This window comes from Ruegeria sp. AWH4_226, from assembly GCF_056159225.1.
In genome coordinates this window covers 359,554-377,423 of the sequence record NZ_JBSWUU010000001.1, presented here as the reverse complement: position 1 = coordinate 377,423, position 17,870 = coordinate 359,554, and the positions used below count along the sequence as shown (strand labels likewise).

Below are 17,870 nucleotides of genomic sequence, written 5' to 3'. Positions count from 1 at the left end.
AACCCAGCGCTACCGCTTGGGTGATTTTGCAAGCACGGTCGATACGGTGCGTGTTTTTCGGCTTCTTGTGATCGCGATTGCGCCCAGCACCAGCGCACATGCCAAAGCCTGAGGCACAGTGATGGCCTCACCAAAGGCCAGAAATCCCACGGCAAACATCGTAGGTAACTCGATGCTTCCTGCCACCGCAGTTTGGGACGCCCCGATAACCGGCGAGCAGATCGTGTAGATAAGCTGGGGCACAAACGCGGTGACAAGCCCGATACCAACAATCAAAAGCCAATCAGATTGCTCCCTTGGGAAAAGCTCTGCGACATCAGTTCCCAGGATAAGCGGTGTGAGGCCAAGAACGGACCCCAAAGACACTGACGCGATACGTGCCAACGGCGCAATCCGTGACAACCTGTGCACCAACACGCAAATTCCAAAACCAAACCCGAATGGCGCGGCAAGGGATATCAGCAGTGTTGGTAGATGTTCCGCTGGGATTGAACCCGGCGATCCAGCGATGACAGCCGCGACTACAATCAGGCCAGCGGCCAACAATGCGCGCCGCGTGGGTGCATCGGCAAACACAGCCCATGCGATGACCAGGGTGAACACCGGATAGGTCATGTAAAGTACGCCCACTGTCGATGCGGGCAACGCCTCTAACGCCGTTACATATCCGATCCAACCAAGCCCCATTACCGCACCGGCTGACAGGCCCCATACGACCGCTTGCCATTCTTTTCGGTGCAAGAAGAGAACGGGAAGCAGGAGAATGGCCGCGACAATGTAGCGATAGAATGCAACCGCATGGGGTGCCACGCCCTGTTCTGTCAGGCTGCGGCTGAAGTAAGGAACCAACCCAAAACAGATTGAGGCGAACAGGACACCAACAATCGCAAATCCGTAAGGGATAGACGGTCGATTTTGCGCGGATATGGTTGCCATAGTTCGGGGCTATCATGCATTTTCCATTTCGCCAAAAGAGATTTTGTTCGAACTCTCACGCCGATATCCGAGAACCCCTAGCAATCAATAAAGCTCGCACACCGACGGTGACTGAACCAAAGGCAAAGCGTTGGTATTGTTGATCACAGCCCAATTCGCCCTGTCATAAATTTATTCACATAGCGAAGTGTGATAATGCCAAATGGGGCTGTAGGTAGGAGTTCGATGTGGCCGACGTTTTTGACCGCGTTTCAGACTGGCTGCAGAAGTTGGCCTTCTTTGATGGAAATCTTGAAGAACTTGTCGAGCAACTCAGCCAGCGACTGATCGACGGTGGAATTCCGGTCACACGCGTTTCGTTGGGCCGGCTTTTGATGCATCCAGTGATGGGCATGGTGGATGTGACCTGGGATGCGGACTCTCATCGCGTAGAATGGACTGTCTTGCCGCGCAGTTCGGTCACGGATGACCTATTCACCAACACCCCGTTTGGCGAAAATACGATAGTGTCAAGTTCGGCAATCCAAAACTTGGTCAATGAAAACAGCGCGGATGCGGCTGATGAAATGGCCGAAATCCCGATGATCCACGCCAATCTCACAGATCCGGCCATGCGGGAGAAATACCCGATCTACAAAAAGCTGGCTGCATCTGGCATAACTGACTACCTCGCATTTTCAGCGCCATTCGGAATGAGGACCGTAACCTTCGATAATGGAACTGAGTGTCTGCTGGGGGTCTCAGTTTCCTATGCCACCAAGCGGCGCTCGGGCTTTACCCAACGAGAAGTGGACGGACTAAGTCGCCTGACTATCCCCTTGTTTGTCACCACAAGGGTGCTGACGGAACAGTTCCTGGCTGCTGAACTGATGGAGGTCTATCTTGGCCGGATATCTGGGCAATCTGTGTTGAACGGCCAAATCGCGCGTGGGGATGTTCGTAAAATAGACTGCGCGCTTGTGTTCAGCGACATCCATGGCTCGACTGCGATGAGCCAACGTTTATCGTCGGAAGACTATGTTGCTGCGGTGAACCGCTATTTTGATTGCGTTGCCGGGGCCGTCCAGGATCATGGCGGAGAGGTCTTGAAGTTTGTTGGTGATGGTTTGTTGGCCATCTTTCCGTTTGATGGGCGTCGTCGCTTGCCCGAAGATATGTGCAGGGCTGCTTTGTCGGCGTCACAGGAGGCGTTTCGTCGGAACAATGAACTTGAACCGAAGGAACGTGTCGATTTTGGCATCGGCCTCCACATGGGTGCAGCTGTCTATGGCAATGTAGGCACCGAAAAACGGCTGGATTTTACCGTAACAGGATCATCGGTTGCGCTGGTTAGCCGGCTGGAACATCTCACTCGCGAATTGAAGTCACCTATATTGGCAACCGGCGATTTCGCCACTCTGGTTTCAGACAAAGCAATACAATTGGGCAAGCACAGATTGCGCGGCTTTAGTGAGGCAATCGATGTTGTTTCATTCAAGCAGCCCGACTGAGCTTTGGATTGCAGGAAGATACCGCTTTCCGCAGGCACAGCACAGAAAGTCACTTGAGGGATCAAATTTAGTGAAACCAAACGACCCTCGGCGAGCGTACTCCAAAGTCTGAACTATCTGCATGACAATATGAACGCTTGCGCATTCAAACATATCAAGTCTTGCGGGTACTCATACGGTATCAAAAACCCAAAGGAGTTTCCCTCGTGAAAAAGCTACTGACCTCAGTTGCTATGGTTCTGTCCATGGCAGGTGTACAGGCGTCCGCTCAGGATGTCGCTGACATGAGTGATCTTGAATACGCACATATCGCCTACACGGCCGATAATATCGATATTCGCTATGCGCATCTGGCGCTTGCGCTGTCGAACAATCCCGACATCCATGAGTTTGCAAACACAATGATCCGCGACCATACCGCGGTTAACGAAGCCGCGTTGGGCCTTCTCGACAAGCTTGGTGCATCGGCGCAAGACAATGCATTCAGCCAGCAGCTCAATGCAAATGCAGACGAGATTATTGATGGCTTCGTAAAATTGCGCGGCGCAGAGTTTGACGCGGCATATGCAGCCAACGAACTCGCCTACCACAAGGCAGTGAACGATCTGGTCGAGAACACGATGATCCCGAATATCGACAATGCTGAAGTAAAGGCACTGTTCGAGCAGGGCCTTGAAATATTCAAGGCCCATGAAGGTCACGCCGAAATGATGGTCAAATCGCTGCAGTGAAGCGGGATTTGCCAACACGCAGGGGCGTGATTGTTGGAGCGGCTGCAGTAGCAGCCGCTCCGATTCCGCAGCTTCTTATGGCGGAAACGCCGGTGGTGCACGACGTTGAGATTCGATCATTCGAGTATCTTCCTGCCGTGGTCCGTGTACGGATTGGCGACACCATACGATGGACCAACAAGGACATTGCTCCTCACACGGCCACCGCTGAGGAGTTTGGGTGGGAAACTGAGACCCTGGAACGGAACGACACGGCTTCGATCGAGGTGTTTGAAGCTATGGAGGTGTCCTATTTTTGTGCTTTCCACCCGCACATGAAAGGGAAGATCGAGATCATCGCGTAACGTGCCAAGGAATATACCGAAGCTGAAAGCAGCGGCGCAATTTGTCACGCAAGAAAGCAAATTGTCGGATTTCTTACTGTAAACTTGAGCCCAACTTGCATTTTATCCCACCGCGCCGCTTGCTTCACGGCTTCGAAAGCGGAGCGGTCACACGAGCGACTTTTTTGGGCTGGCCGACGCATAACCAAACAGAAAACCGGGCTCATCACATTGCCGCCAAGCGGATGATCTCTGGGCGCACTTAGCCATGGTAAGATGACGATTCCGTACCCTGCCCGTCTCAATCTGATTTCTTCTGCAGTGCCTACAGCAGCGGTTAGTCGCCCATAATATGCGCTCCAATAAAGAATTTCCGTCCGTGAGACTGTCTGGTTGACCCTGCGACAAGAGAGAGAGGCGCAAAAAATGCGCTGGTCACAAGGCTGATCGGAAAATAAAGTGGTCAAACAGAGTGAACGGAAGAGACGGCCAATATGACTCCATTTGCGATCGCCGGCGTTCAGATGCACGTCGCAGCGCTTCATTCAAACGTCGAGGCGATGCGCCATCGAATTGAGATCCTGATGGCCCGGTTTCCGTGGACTCAGATGGTGCTGTTTTCAGAACTAGCCCCCTATGGACCGCTGGATCGTTTCGCGCAGCCTTTCCCGAATGACGCTTTGTTGCAGTTTCAGGACGATGCGCGCCGTTTCGGTATTTGGCTGATCCCGGGGTCTATGTTCGAGAAAACAGAAGACGGGCGTATTCTGAACACGTCTGTCGTGATTAATCCCGACGGAGACATCGTCGCGAAGTACTCGAAAATGTTTCCCTTTCGTCCGTATGAGGCCGGAGTATCGGCCGGAACTGAGTTCTGTGTTTTTGATGTACCTGATGTTGGACGCTTTGGCCTTTCCATCTGCTATGACATTTGGTTCCCGGAAACGACGCGGCAACTGACCAGCCAGGGCGTCGAAGTTCTTCTTCATCCAGTCTTGACTGGCACCACGGACCGCGAGGCGGAGCTTGCCATTGCAAGGGCGACGGCGGCTCAGTTTCAGTGCTACGTAATTGATGTAAACGGCTTAGGAGCCGGCGGCGTTGGCCGTTCGCTGGTGTTGGATCCATCGGCAACGGTCTTGCATCAGTCCGCCGGACAGGAAGACATGTTCCCCATCGAAATCGATTTGGATCAGGTGCGACGACAACGCGAAACCGGTCTCAAGGGTCTTGGGCAAGTGCTCAAAAGTTTCCGGGATCGTGAGGCCGAATTTACGGTCTACGACCGCACCAGCGGTGCCGATGCTTATCTGAACACCCTCGGGCCCCTGGAAATTCCCCGTCAGGGCTCGGATCGTGGTTTGCTTGTATCCGACCCCAGAACCTCAATTGAAGACGCAAAAACAGATTTGCCTACGCCGCCTAACTTTTCTGTCTTACAAGGAAAGACAGGCTCAGATTAATCGGCTCAGACGGCGGCACTGAACCGGACGCGACAGAAAGGAGGCAGGTTTTGAACTTGCACTCGCGGAAGAAGGAGCTGCCGTCAATAAGAGATTATTACAGCGCGACGCAACTTCGCGCTGATCGATGGAGCGCATTGCGCGAGGCTGCCGAAGGCCTTGCACTTCACGGACGGGAAAAACGCCAGAGTCAGAAATTATTGACGACGGCAGAACACTTGTTCGATGTACTGGAACCGATAGAGCTCTATTGGGCGTTCCCAGGAATCCACGCCTTCGAACATCTGCGGCGTCTACTGGTAAACGGCAATGTTGACGACCTGTCCATATGTGTCCGGCGTATCGCACGCGCGTTAACGTCAGGCGCATACCGGCGTCGGTCGATCCCTCTTTCGTCTGATGAAATAGACAATGAGGACTATGAAGACGAAGCTTCGCTTGCGCCGGAAGCTCGGGCATTGGGGCGGCCTTATTTCGAGGTTCTGATCGTCGATGATGCAACAGAACACCAAGAGAGGTTCCTGCGGCAAAACCTGCTGCGCATGCGTCGGTTGGAGGACCCCTTCATTTATGAGCCGGTCATTGTTCCGTCTCTGGAAGACGCGCTGATTGGGGTTTTGTTCAACTACAATGTTCAGGCTGTGGTGATCCGGCCAGGCTTGTCTCTCAAGTCCAAGATCGATCTTCCGATCCTGAACCAGTATCTGACGCGCGTCAGCGAAGACGAAGACGTTGATGGCCTTGACCCGCATGAATACGGGCCGGAAGCCTGCAGGCTGATTGAGAAAATCCGTCCCGAATTGGATGCTTATCTTGTCACCGATCGTTCTGCCGAAGATATTGCCGGACTGGATCTGGGCCGCTGCCGTCGGGTCTTTTACAATCAGGAAGACTTCCAGGAACTGCACCTCAATATCCTTCGCGGTGTCGACCGAAGGTTCAGAACTCCGTTTTTCTCGGCCCTGAAGGAATACTCCAAGCAGCCAACGGGTGTCTTTCATGCGATGCCGATCAGTCGCGGGAAATCGATCAGCCGCTCGCACTGGATTCAGGACATGGGGGCGTTTTACGGGTCAAACATTTTCTTGGCCGAAACGTCAGCGACATCAGGCGGATTGGACAGCTTGCTGGAACCTCGCGGGCCGATCAAAGAAGCGCAAGACATGGCGGCCCGAGCGTTTGGTGCGAAACACACATTCTTTGCCACCAACGGTACGTCGACCTGTAACAAGATTGTCGTTCAATCGGTTGTACGACCGGGAGATATCGTTCTGGTCGATCGGGACTGCCACAAATCGCACCATTACGGCATGGTTCTGGCCGGAGCCAGCGTCGTCTATATGGACAGTTACCCGTTGCACGAGCACTCAATGTACGGCGCCGTGCCATTGAAAGAGATCAAGCATACCCTTCTGAAGCTCAAGGACTCAGGAAAGCTCGATCGCGTTCGGATGGTATTGCTGACCAACTGCACCTTCGACGGGGTCGTCTACAATGTGCAGCGTGTCATGGAGGAATGCCTGGCCATCAAGAAAGACCTGATCTTTCTTTGGGACGAAGCCTGGTTTGGGTTTGCCCGGTTTGATCCGACCTACCGGCAACGCACCGCAATGGGCGTAGCGAAAGTCTTGCGGCAAACGCTGCGGACAAAACAGGCAGCAAGTGCCTGGACCGCGCAACAGGAGGAACTTGACGGTGCCGACCATGATCGGTTGCTGAACACCCGTTTGGTTCCACCGCCGGATGCGCGCGTCCGTGTGTACGCCACGCAATCGACGCACAAAACCCTGACCTCTTTGCGGCAAGGGTCGATGATCCACGTCAACGATCAGGACTTTAAGGGCGAGGTCGAGCAAGCGTTCCATGAAGCATACATGACCCACACGTCAACCTCGCCGAATTATCAGATTATAGCCTCCCTCGACGTCGGGCGGCGGCAGGTTGAGCTGGAAGGGTTCGAATTTGTGCAAAAGCAGATCGAAACCGCCATGTCGATCCGGCGTGCGATCTCGGACCATCCGGTTTTGCAGAAGTATTTCAAAGTGGTGACTGCCGGCGATATGATCCCGGAAGAATACCGCGAAAGCGGTGTACAAGCCTACTATGACCCTGATCACGGCTGGATCGACAAATGGACGATGTGGAGCCAGGACGAATTCGTACTGGACCCCACCCGTATCACGCTGGCCGTTGGCGGAACGGGCTGGGATGGCGATACGTTCAAGACCAAGATCCTGATGGACAAATACGGCATCCAGATAAACAAGACCTCGCGCAACACCGTGCTGTTCATGACCAATATTGGCACCACGCGGTCATCCGTCGCTTACCTGATCGAAGTGCTGGTCGAGATTGCCAATGATCTGGACGAACTTCTTGATGATGCCTCGAAAATGGAGCGCCGATCTTTCGAAAACCGGGTCAAGGCGCTGGTCGAGGATGTGCCACCCTTGCCGGATTTCAGCCGTTTCCACGATGCATTCCGGGACGGTCCGGATACGCCCGAAGGCGACATCAGAACCGCTTTCTTCCTCGCTTACGATGAGGACAATTGCGACTACATCCCGACCGATGACGCGCTGATGGCACGGCTTGAAGCAGGCGAAGAACTTGTTTCGTCCAGCTTCATCATTCCCTACCCACCGGGGTTTCCGATTCTGGTTCCCGGTCAGGTCATCAGTCCGGAAATTCTGTCATTCATGCGGGCGCTGGACGTCAGTGAAATTCATGGTTTCCGCGAAGACCTGGGTCTGCGCGTGTTTACCCAAGAGGCTTTGGAATCCGTTAAAAAATAATTCAAAGGGGAGAGGTTAGATGCCCAAGAAGGTACTTAAGAACATTTCGGAGATCCGCCGATACTTTCACACGAACTCGGACCCGATCTATTTTGTCTCGGCAACGAACTTTAACCTTCTTGGTCTGGATGAATGGGTCAAAAACTTCAAATACATCTGCTACATGGATTGCTTTGATGGACGCCATCCCAACGTTCTGGTTCCTTCCGAACTTCCCCATGACGAGTTTCAGTCCATAGAGGACATCAACAACTATCTGCTTCAGCACAAGGAAGTCGTCGACTACGTCAAGGCGCGCGGGGGTAAGCCGAAATTCGTTTTCCTGATGTTCGACGAAAAAACCGAAAAGCTCGCAAAAGAGCTTGGTGGCGAGGTCTGGTTTCCAAAGGCAAAGCTGCGCACCAAGATGGACAACAAGATCGAAACCGTCCGGGTCGGCAACAAGGCGGGCGTTCCGTCGGTTCCCAATACGCTGTCCAAGGTCGATAGCTATGAACAGTTGCAGAAGGTCTGCAAAAAGGCAGGACTGGGCAATGATCTTGTCCTGCAAAGCGCGTTTGGTGACTCGGGCCACACAACCTTTTTCATAAAATCCGAGGCCGACTTCCGCAAACACGAACATGAAATAGTGGGTCAGGGTGAAATCAAGATCATGAAGCGGATCGACTGCCGGGGTTCGGCGATCGAAGCCTGCGCCACGTCCGAGGGCACGATTGTGGGCCCCCTGATGACCGAGCTTGTGGGCTTCAAGGAGCTAACGCCTTATCGCGGGGGCTGGTGCGGGAACGAGATTTTTTCGACCGCATTCCCGCCCAAAACCCGTGAAAAGGCACGGGAACTAACCTTCAAGTTCGGTGAGCAACTGCGCAAGGAAGGCTATCGTGGATATTTCGAACTGGATTTCCTGATCGACAAGAAAACCGGTGACATCTGGCTGGGTGAGCTTAATCCCCGTATCACCGGGGCGTCCTCGATGACCAACCATGCGGCTTTTGCGCATGCCGATGCGCCGCTGTTCCTTTTCCACCTGCTGGAATTCTCGAAAAAACCATTCAATCTGGGTGTTGAAGAGTTGAACGCTCGCTGGGCTGATCCCGACATGATCGACTCTTGGTCCCAGATGGTCATCAAACACACTGAGGACAGCGTCGACATCATCACAAATGCGCCCGAATCCGGGATTTATCGGATGTTACCAGGCGGTCAGGTCGTCTTTGATCGGTTTGATTACCACCGTCGCGCCGTCGAAAGTGAGGACGAAGCATTCTTCCTGCGCATCTCGAATGTCGGCGATTACCGTTACGAAGGGGCAGATCTGGGCATCCTTGTCACCAGGGGCCGATCAATGACCAAGGGATTTCAGCTGACGGCCAAGTCGAAGAATTGGATCGCTGGCATCAAGAATGCATTTTCGGCACGTCCACTGCCCTCAGCGCAGGCATTTGAGGATCCGGCGTTTAAGATTATGTAGGGCGCATGAAACTAACTTTCCGCGCCGTAGAAGAAGAGAAACCCGGGCAAAAACTGTCCGCGATTTTTTCAGAGTATCGGAGTTCCTACCTTAAGTGGTGGGCGAGTGAGGGGTTGTCGTCGCGCCCGACATATTCCGAGTGCCGCCACGCGTTGAAAACGTATATGCCAGAACTGCTTGAGCCGTATGACATGCTCTGCGCGGCCTTTGGCGCGGGCGATCTGGAGGCACGGTTTCTGAGTTTCTATTGCCCGCCGCGCTATCTGGCCGGGTGCAGCCAGGCGATCTGGCAGGGATCGCAACCTCTGATGGTCAGAAACTATGACTACGACATGTCAGCTTTTGACGGGATTTTCCTGAAGACGGGATGGAACGGGCGGCAGGTGATGGGCACCTCGGACGGGTTGTTTGGATTGCTGGACGGTATGAATGACGCAGGGCTTACCGTTTCTCTGACGTTTGGCGGGCGTCGGGCAGTTGGCGAAGGCTTCGGAGTTCCCCTGATCCTCAGATATCTGTTGCAGACCTGTTCGACGATCGAAGAGGCAAAGGATGTTCTCTTGCGCGTCCCTTGCCACATGAGCTACAACGTGACGGTCCTGGACCGAAAGCGGCAGTTCTTCACAGCGTTTCTTGCGCCGGACCGCCCTACCCTTATTACGCACGCGGCAGTTTCAACAAACCATCAAGAGCGCGTGGAGTGGAAAAGTCACGCGCGCCTCACTGCCACGGTCGAGCGAGAGCGATATCTTCTACACCGTCTGACTTTGCACCCTGAAACGAAAGAGTTCTTTGTCGGAGCTTTTCTGAAGCCGCCACTTTATTCGGTGGCTTTCGATCGGGGTTTTGGCACGCTATATACCGCAGCCTACCATCCCCACAATCTGACCGCCGAACTTCTGTGGCCGGGCCGGAGATGGCAAAAAAGCATCAATGAGTTTGATACGGGCAGTTTGCAGGTCATTTACCCGCGGGAACTGGTTTGAAACCTGTCGTCAAGCGCAAAACAAATCCCTTTCCGAAGGGGTTTTCGTTCCGTCAACCTACAAGCCGTTTGCATCAGGGCTTTGGCAGTTAGTCGTGAAGAACCAATACTTCTCCGAAGCAAGGCGCAACTGGCGGCTCGTTAGTTGATGCCCAAAGAACTTGAGCGGAAACTGCCGTTGGTATAGGTGCCTCTAGATCCGTAAGCACGATGATCAGCGCAGGATCCAATGCCTGAGCTTCTGCCAGAAACGGCGCGAAATCCGTCCCCCCGCCACGTTGTAAGATAAGTGCTGCGATGGCATTTGCCGAGGTGAAATGGTTTCGTGAATGGACTTCAGTGTCAAAGCCAAGCAGGTGTGCAACGGCACCGGTGCGACGCACTATCGAGATTGCTTCGGCGGCAAACATATCCAGTGTTTCGTCGCGAATTGAGCTTGAAGTGTCTAACCCGATGACCAGACGCGGTCGCTTTTGCGCACGCGCGAGCCCGGGTTCGAACACGGGCTGCACACCGTCGGTTTGACGAGCCAACGCGTCGCGCGCCAGCCAGGCTCGCGCCGGGCGACGGTGGCTTTGGCGCGGGTGTTGGGTCAAGGCCTTACACAATAGTCGCCGAAGTCTGATTTCCCAAGGAACAGTAGCCTTTGGCAGATCTCCGAACCGGGTCAGAATTGAACCAATGCCGATTCCGGCCCTTTGCCCGGCGTTCAAGGCTTGCTCAATGCGTCCCGACCAAACATCTGCCTCTGACTTGTCCGGGTCGCTGTCTTCAAGATCAGGCTTGAATGCTCTGTCCTTGGCATAGCGCTCTACGGGGTCCTCTTGCCCGGCGTTTTGTCCGTGAGAGCGAGCAGACAGGACAGTATACAGCTTATCGCAATCCCACTCTGCCAGAACGTTGACCGGCCGTTCATTCACCGGAAGCAAAGAAACGATCTCTGCGGCGCGGACTGCCGGGCGTGGCAGCGCATGGGTACCTTGCAACAGCGTTTCGTTCACCAGAGCATCACAGGCCAGATCATACTGCTCTGCGCGAAATCGCACCCCGTACCGTTGGCGCGCAGCGCTCCGTCGCGTGGAATGGCGCAAGGCCACATGTAGAACATGGTGGGCCAGAAGACCGGTCTGCTCAGAGATCGCAAGCAACGGGAATTCCGGACCGATATGGATCGTTTCACCTAAGGTTCTGGTTGGGCCAGTGCTATCGCGATAGGTACACCACAAAGACAGCGCTGCAATCGCCGGGTCAATTTCAGGCAGTCTTGCAAGCGCGGGTTGGGCACGGACAGAGTGTTTCATCGCAAAGCTAGACTATCCCTGCCGCGGCGCGTTCCTTGGCATAGTTCTGATAGGTCGATGACGTTCGGAAGGCGTCGACAAGCCCGTTTGACATCGCTTTGCGGATGAGTATCTCGAACCCGAATGTGGTGAGTTCCGCCAAGGGAAGACCCGGTGCATTAACGTTCTTAAGATCGGCCATGATATCGATGACATCGCTGATCGATGCGTCATCGGCCTTGGCAACAAGTGCATAGATCATACCGACCAGACCATTGATTGTTGTGGGGTAAAGGTCAGATCGTCTGCCTTTTGGTGTCTCCAGAATCTCTTGCAACGACACGATCGCTTCCAGTTCGGACGCCACTTGAGCAAATTCAGCCGCTGCGGCTGTGCCGACGGTGCCCGCAATCATTGTGTGGCGCAGACGTTTGTCTTCCACAGCGTTTGCAATATCGCTCACACGCTCCCACGACCGCGGGGTGCAAGCGATCATGTCGCCGCGGCGCAAGGCGTCTTCGGTCGTATCCAAGAGGTCAGGACGAGCACGCAGAAATGCCGTCACCAGCGGTGAAAGTGAGCGGTCCACAGCATATTTCTCTAACCAATCCCTTGCATCTGCGTTGACCTGCAGATGGATAAGGCGATCCGACAAGGCTGTGCCCATCTCATACGCAATCGCCCCGTCATCCACGGTGTTTCCCGCTGCAACGACAAAAACGGAGGACGGTAGCAGATGCCGACCAACACGTCTTTCCTGCAAAAGACCGTAGACCGTGGGTTGTAAATTTGGTGAAGCCGCCGTCAGTTCGTCGAGGAACAGGATGGATGGTTGGGTTGGGTCGTCCGGTAGATCCTCAGGTCGATACCATACAGTCTTCTGTGCCTCATGGTCATAATAAGGCAGACCCCTGAGATCCTGTGGTTCAATAGTGGTCAATCGGACATCGAACAGCTTTGCGTTAATACGGCGACCCAGCTCTGTCACAAGCTGCGTTTTTCCGACACCCGGTCGTCCATGCAGCATCCAGGACGCTGTCAGGCAGCCGGCGCTTTGCGCCGTCCACCCCTCAAGAAGCGTTTCAAGAGCCTCTCCTGCGCTGACGATCTGTGCATTTACACTCATGCTGGTGACCCTCCAGTTTCTGAGGTAGCCTCCAAAAGGGCGGCAAGACGCGCATGGGCCGATACCCCGCGGGTCTCAAACGCCACTGAACGCAACATCACCCCCTCGCGTAAATTGGCCAGCAGAAGCTGGCGTTCGGTAAACGCCTCATCAAAGAGCTCATCACGAATTATCGCGCGTTCATCCGCGCTTAGTTCAGCAAGACGCGACTTACCGTGATCCAGTTGAAGGCTCGCAATAGTAAGTGGAGGCACCCGCACTATGTCGGATTGTTCGATGACCAGGTAAATCGTACCACTCTCTATCCCGCGTCGCGCGGCCAATTGTGCCAGAATGCGACGACCGCGGAACTGCAACGTATCCAGGGCTCGTGCAGCTTCAGCTTCGGATGTGATCTTTTTGCTCTTGTGCCTTGGGACGCGGAGCACGCGAAGCTCGACAAACCCGATGGTAATCACCATCGCAATCGGTGCCTGACTGATTGGTAGAACCGATGCGGGCCATGTCACGGCGGCGAACCCAAATGGAAGCAGTGCCAAAAGAAACCGTAAGATTTGGTTTTCAAAGATCACGCGAAAAATGAAACCCCAGCTAACATCACGTCTGGGCAGGATCATGCCGCGCTCAAGGATCTTGCGCGGGGCAGTCGAGAACGATAGCAAGCCCGGATTACAAACGGTATCTGGTGACAACACAAACAGGCTCATGAAACGCTTGCCACCGCAAAAAGTGGCGTGGACGCAGCGATCGCCCAGGCAAGTGCAATCGCCTTGCCGATTGCAACTCCGGACGCGCCGCGCCGCGCTGCAGTCCAGCGCGCCATGCTGCCGAACACCAGAAAAAAGAGGACCAGTACAGGAAGCGTGGTAAACGCCAGACCAAGCTCGGTCGGTGAAATTACCATGGCGCCCGAGAGTGCCAACAGAAATGAAAGGCGAACCAAGATGCGACGCAAAAAGGACGCCCGATCTACAAGCAAAGTATCAGCTATCATGAGTGGCAAAGTTCCAATCAACAAGCCTAGCATGATGATCAGCCGTTGATCCGTCGGCAGAAACGCTGCCCCATACCTATCGAGCGCAAGCGCAAATATGATTGCGAAACCAAGGTAAATCAGCGTCGATAGCAGATCTGGAGAACCAAGACGAATTCCGACACGGCTCAGGATGACAATCTGTATCACCCCCCATGCCGCAAAAATGGCCGCTAAAGTTCCAAACCCCGCGTTGCCCGCAATGCCAAAGACCGGTAGAGCCGCGATCAAAAGAACAGCGGGAATAGGCGCGAGAAGGCAGGTGGCGAAAACACGCAATGAGATGGATGGTAAGGGCTGCTGCGCGCGCGGTGGAACCAGTTTCGAAAGTGGCCACGCCAACAGCACCAGTCCGACGAGCATGATACCTGCAATCCAACCGCTCTGATCCAGCGATGCATGTCGGTCAACCCCGACGGTGTTGAGCAACCAGCGTGTCGTTTCCTCAAGCGACTTTGGGGCGTAGAGCACACCAACATGTCCAACCAACGGTGCAACGGCCGCCCGGCGCGTTACGCCGTTGACAGTGACCGTGTGGCCCTCATGCGCCTCCGGATCAAGCAGGCGGACCGCATTAAGACCTGCCTCACGCAGATGGCTTTCCCTTGCCCCGCTGATTACCAGAAGAGACGACGGAAAATTTTCCGTGACGACAGGAGAATACATTGAGATAGCCACCACGCCGCCAATCTCCGCCCGATCTTTTGACGCGCGGATCACGATATCGGTCGCCATCGAATGGCCGACATAGGATAGCGGACCACCGGTATCAGTGCGTGCAGAAATAGCCTCCGCGACCTGTTCGATCACTTCTACCAACTGCGCGGTGGTTCCTTGGACATTGGTAATGTCTGGTGAAAGCCGGCTGGTATTGCGGCCATGACCGGGCAGTTCAACAGATGCAACCAGCAGGCCATGGCGTGCCAGCGAAACCGCAATCTGGTCCATCATCTGGCGTGATCCCCCAAACCCATGAGCGACGATGACAGCAGGAACCGGCGTGTCGCCGGGTAAACGATAGACCGTAGTCGGAGTTTCCTGGACGAGGATTTCCTCTGTCTGTAGCCCCCAGAAGCGCGTTTCCAGCACCGCAATGCATGTAAAGACTATTACAGCAAGGATAACGGCCCAAGCGGTCATGCTTCGCGCGTTAGTCGATACGCCCTTAGTCAAGCGCGATGGGTTTTGACCTGCGGAATCTCCCTTCATGCCTAGCAAGATAGCGTTTTCGAAACTTGTGGCCACCAAGCCGCGCAGTCACCCAAGAACCCTTCCAGATCGCGATCGGCTGCGCGCCAATGATCTACACGAACATCTCATCCAGTTGCTACCGCTGCTAATTGGCGTCATTTCCAAGATGCGCCGCGCGTTGATCCCGGTTGCAAAGATCAGACCAAGGCGATGCAACTGGTAACGGACGTTCAACGGCTCAGGTCGGTGACGCGTCCTTGGAGAAAAGCTTTTTACCCGAAAAGGCGGTGAAAACGTAAAATGCGTTACGATATCCAAGCGCATGATTTCAGAACGGCTTTTAGGTTTCAAAAGCACAAGTTCGGATACCTTCAAACGCGACGCCACTAACCTTGCCCGCTCAAGACAAGCTATCAAAGGAGCGGCATCAACCAACGCTCCACCCCCTCCTGTACAACCGCCACTGCCCGTCAAGAGCGGACCCCTTCTGACGAAACTCCTTTTCAGATGTTGCGACGCAGTTGCGTAAGTCTTGCTCCTAGCGAAAGACCGACAATCCATCGAAGCGCATTCCCATAAAAAGGCCTTTGCTACGATTGCCCGATCCCTTCCCCGAAAAGAGCACCGGTTGCGCGAAGGATCTCGCTGCTGGCAACGCATTACCGGCATCATCCACATTGATCGACCGGCTCCACAGAGGGGTAACTTTTAGAGCAGGGCCAGTCTGCACCTGCAACGCGGACAAGATGGCATACCCATGGTGCATCTGACGCCTCCATACCGCAAGTCCGACATAGGCCACGAAGCCATGTTCGCCTTCGTCACGAGCAATCGTGATTGGGCTGGTAAATTCGCCATGCGAGGCGTGTTTTCGCATCTCGGGCTCCAAACAGTCCAACGGTGCCAAGCTAAGGTCAGGCCCAACGTTACCCTCGCGATATGAAGCGTTGGCGAAGAGGTGCGTCATCATCCTGTTCGAAACAACAAGCGTATCACTTACCGGGTCGAGCGCAGGGGCAGCGGTCACCTTTGCATCGCCTTTTTCCCTCAGGATACACTGCCACTGATGGGTTAAGGCATCCCCTTCATCTCGTATGGCACTAAGCTGAAAGGCATCCCGCACTCCGTGGCTGTTCCTTAGTGTCGGCGGGTATTCGTTGGTGAAAATCACCAGTTTCCCGTCCTCACGAACACGCGCGCAAGGAGAACCACCAACCCTGCGATCACCGACAGAGCCGACAACGGCATATGTCGGCACATCCTCTTCCGATGCAAATTCAGGCAAGTGTTCCACGGCCCCGTTCTCAGTCCGCGAAACTTTCAGACGAAACAGGGCAGTAGGAAGTTCTTCGGGTGACGCGACCTCGGTCTCTGGCGAAAACTTTGCCTGAAGATAGGCGTGATCGCCATGAACAACTATCGACTGCCGAACATCGAACCGCCCCTCAACAACCTTTCCTTCATGGAGCACTTTTGTTTTCAAGTCCACGACGTCAATCGTTTGACCGGACAGGGGATCGAGTTTCACCAAATAGCCGTTGCGTGTTCCGTACAGCAATTCGTTGTCCGTTGTGTAGCGCAGGCAACGTGGCGTTCCGTGGTCGCGCGCGGTTGAGCCCAATGCGTTCACGATGTCGGTGGTCTCACGTTTCCAGATTGTCTTGCCGTCCAGACCAAGACACCTGATCTCCGCGCGGTTGCCTACAAATATGCAGCGCCGGGTCCGCCCATTTGAGAACTGGAGCTTTGCAAGCAGCGCACCGCCGATGAATCGTCCACGCAACCCATCTTTGATGGCCGGAAAGTTACCCAGGTCAGATTGCCAAATGACCTTGCCGGTCTCAAGGTCGATTGCTTCTAACGGCACCTCGTGCGGGCTGTCGAACACTGCAAGCGCATAATCCGTGGCAGTGTACGCCCCAAAATTTCCCCCGCCGCATTTTGGGTCTGGCTTGGTTTCAATGCCCCGAATTTCCCGCAGCGGCGTCAATGGAACGTAAGAACTATCCAACAGATTTCCGTGCGCCATAGGAAAGCCCTGACCGTCCGGCTCAATAGCTACCAAGGATCCCCAGCTCCCATTGAATCCCTGCGGAAGTTCTGGCGCGGGAATGGGATCGTCTGCGTAACCGAACCGCCGCGCCAGATTGACGACGGCCGGTACAAAGCCTTCTCCATCGCCTCGCCAAGGCAGACGCGCAGTCAGTGGAACTCTCGGCGGTGAGAAAGGTCGCAGAGTAGGGTCCGCCAGGAAACCCGGATCATTTCCGAGCCTCGCGTTCGGCGGGCCTTCCGTGGCGAAAGGAGAACGCTCAGGATGCAACATCGCTTCGATTGAAAGGTCGGAGTCGTCGATATTCAGCCAATTGGCGATCTGTTTTAAAACGGGTTCGGGTTTGGCCAGCAAGTCTTCTCCCCTGACCGTTCGGTAGCTTTCGCTGGGAAGCGACGCGAACAATCTGTCGATCCGATCGTGTACATCAAGCCAATGGAATTGCGGGTCAAGAGTCGGCGGGTTCGTGCGCCGATCCCACCCGCTCGACCCCCAAGCCTTCAACCCCTCAAGATACCATTCTGTTGCTACAATGGACTTGCCGTTCGAGTACGGGTGTCGAGCGATGCGGATGTATCTGGCATTCGGAGCGATCCGCCTCAAACGCCTGAGACAGGCATCTGTGGTCGAATGAAGGGGGCTCTTGTCGACGACTTGGCGATGCCCCAGAAGGTTTTCCACATGCTCGTAAACATCCTGGGTGGTCATGGTTGAGCGCGACCGAAGCCACACATCAACCTCGTTTACCGCGTCAACCGTTTGTTCACCGTGATGCAAGTGTGCCAGAAGGCGAAGGACACCCGCCGGAAACGCATCCATACCCGGGAGTATCCGATACCACCTTTCCACCGTATCAGCCGTCGCAAGATTGGTTTCAGGAAGACCGAACAGCTCAGGATGTTGGCCAATCATCGACCCGATCACAGAGGTGAATGACCGCCCGGGCCCAAGGATGAAAATCGGTTCACGCATTCACGTCATTCGCACCTCTTT

13 protein-coding genes are annotated in these 17,870 nt (G+C 54.7%); 7 read left to right on the top strand and 6 right to left on the bottom strand.

The window, feature by feature from the left end; genetic code table 11:
• Window positions 1-9 precede the first annotated feature (9 nt).
• The gene (locus tag ACXAET_RS01865) at window positions 10-936 is read right to left on the bottom strand and encodes a DMT family transporter (protein WP_475180295.1); all 927 of its coding nucleotides are present in this window, start codon (window positions 934-936) and stop codon (window positions 10-12) included.
• Window positions 937-1,163: 227 nt separating this feature from the next.
• Between ACXAET_RS01865 and ACXAET_RS01860 the strand changes: the two genes are divergently transcribed.
• The 7 genes from ACXAET_RS01860 (at window position 1,164) to ACXAET_RS01830 (ending at window position 10,195) form a co-directional block, all read left to right on the top strand.
• Window positions 1,164-2,426: an adenylate/guanylate cyclase domain-containing protein gene (locus tag ACXAET_RS01860; protein WP_475180289.1), complete on the top strand. Its 1,263-nt coding sequence runs from the start codon at window positions 1,164-1,166 to the stop codon at window positions 2,424-2,426.
• A 206-nt stretch (window positions 2,427-2,632) separates the two neighbouring features.
• Window positions 2,633-3,157 carry a DUF4142 domain-containing protein gene (locus tag ACXAET_RS01855; RefSeq protein ID WP_475180285.1) on the top strand — a complete coding sequence of 175 codons (525 nt, stop codon included), beginning with the start codon at window positions 2,633-2,635 and terminating at the stop codon, window positions 3,155-3,157.
• Between the two features lie 8 nt (window positions 3,158-3,165).
• The gene (locus ACXAET_RS01850; protein WP_475180282.1) at window positions 3,166-3,501 is read left to right on the top strand and encodes a cupredoxin domain-containing protein; all 336 of its coding nucleotides are present in this window, start codon (window positions 3,166-3,168) and stop codon (window positions 3,499-3,501) included.
• A 473-nt stretch (window positions 3,502-3,974) separates the two neighbouring features.
• Entirely contained in the window at window positions 3,975-4,943 is a 969-nt protein-coding gene (locus tag ACXAET_RS01845) for a carbon-nitrogen hydrolase family protein (RefSeq protein ID WP_475180279.1), read from the top strand.
• A 50-nt stretch (window positions 4,944-4,993) separates the two neighbouring features.
• Window positions 4,994-7,738 carry an aminotransferase class I/II-fold pyridoxal phosphate-dependent enzyme gene (locus ACXAET_RS01840; RefSeq protein ID WP_475180276.1) on the top strand — a complete coding sequence of 915 codons (2,745 nt, stop codon included), beginning with the start codon at window positions 4,994-4,996 and terminating at the stop codon, window positions 7,736-7,738.
• A 19-nt stretch (window positions 7,739-7,757) separates the two neighbouring features.
• Entirely contained in the window at window positions 7,758-9,209 is a 1,452-nt protein-coding gene (locus ACXAET_RS01835) for a biotin carboxylase (RefSeq protein WP_475180271.1), read from the top strand.
• A 5-nt stretch (window positions 9,210-9,214) separates the two neighbouring features.
• A complete protein-coding gene (locus tag ACXAET_RS01830; protein ID WP_475180268.1) occupies window positions 9,215-10,195 on the top strand; it encodes a C45 family autoproteolytic acyltransferase/hydolase in 981 nt (326 codons plus the stop codon).
• 88 nt (window positions 10,196-10,283) lie between these two features.
• Here the strand turns inward: ACXAET_RS01830 and ACXAET_RS01825 are convergent, their stop codons facing one another.
• The 5 genes from ACXAET_RS01825 to ACXAET_RS01805 all read right to left on the bottom strand — a co-directional run bounded on the left by ACXAET_RS01825 (window position 10,284) and on the right by ACXAET_RS01805 (window position 17,849).
• Complete coding sequence (locus ACXAET_RS01825; protein ID WP_475180266.1) at window positions 10,284-11,495, bottom strand: vWA domain-containing protein; 1,212 nt, start codon at window positions 11,493-11,495, stop codon at window positions 10,284-10,286.
• Between the two features lie 7 nt (window positions 11,496-11,502).
• Window positions 11,503-12,600, bottom strand: coding sequence for an AAA family ATPase (locus ACXAET_RS01820; protein WP_475180264.1), 1,098 nt, complete (start codon window positions 12,598-12,600; stop codon window positions 11,503-11,505).
• The gene (locus ACXAET_RS01815; protein WP_475180261.1) at window positions 12,597-13,307 is read right to left on the bottom strand and encodes a hypothetical protein; all 711 of its coding nucleotides are present in this window, start codon (window positions 13,305-13,307) and stop codon (window positions 12,597-12,599) included. The genes ACXAET_RS01820 and ACXAET_RS01815 overlap by 4 nt, the downstream gene beginning before the upstream one ends.
• Window positions 13,304-14,773, bottom strand: coding sequence for an alpha/beta hydrolase (locus tag ACXAET_RS01810; RefSeq protein ID WP_475180256.1), 1,470 nt, complete (start codon window positions 14,771-14,773; stop codon window positions 13,304-13,306). Before ACXAET_RS01810 ends, ACXAET_RS01815 begins: the two co-directional genes overlap by 4 nt.
• A gap of 589 nt (window positions 14,774-15,362) precedes the next feature.
• Window positions 15,363-17,849 (bottom strand): sulfotransferase family protein, encoded by a 2,487-nt coding sequence (locus ACXAET_RS01805; RefSeq protein WP_475180252.1) that lies wholly within the window; start codon window positions 17,847-17,849, stop codon window positions 15,363-15,365.
• Between the last annotated feature and the right edge of the window lie 21 nt (window positions 17,850-17,870).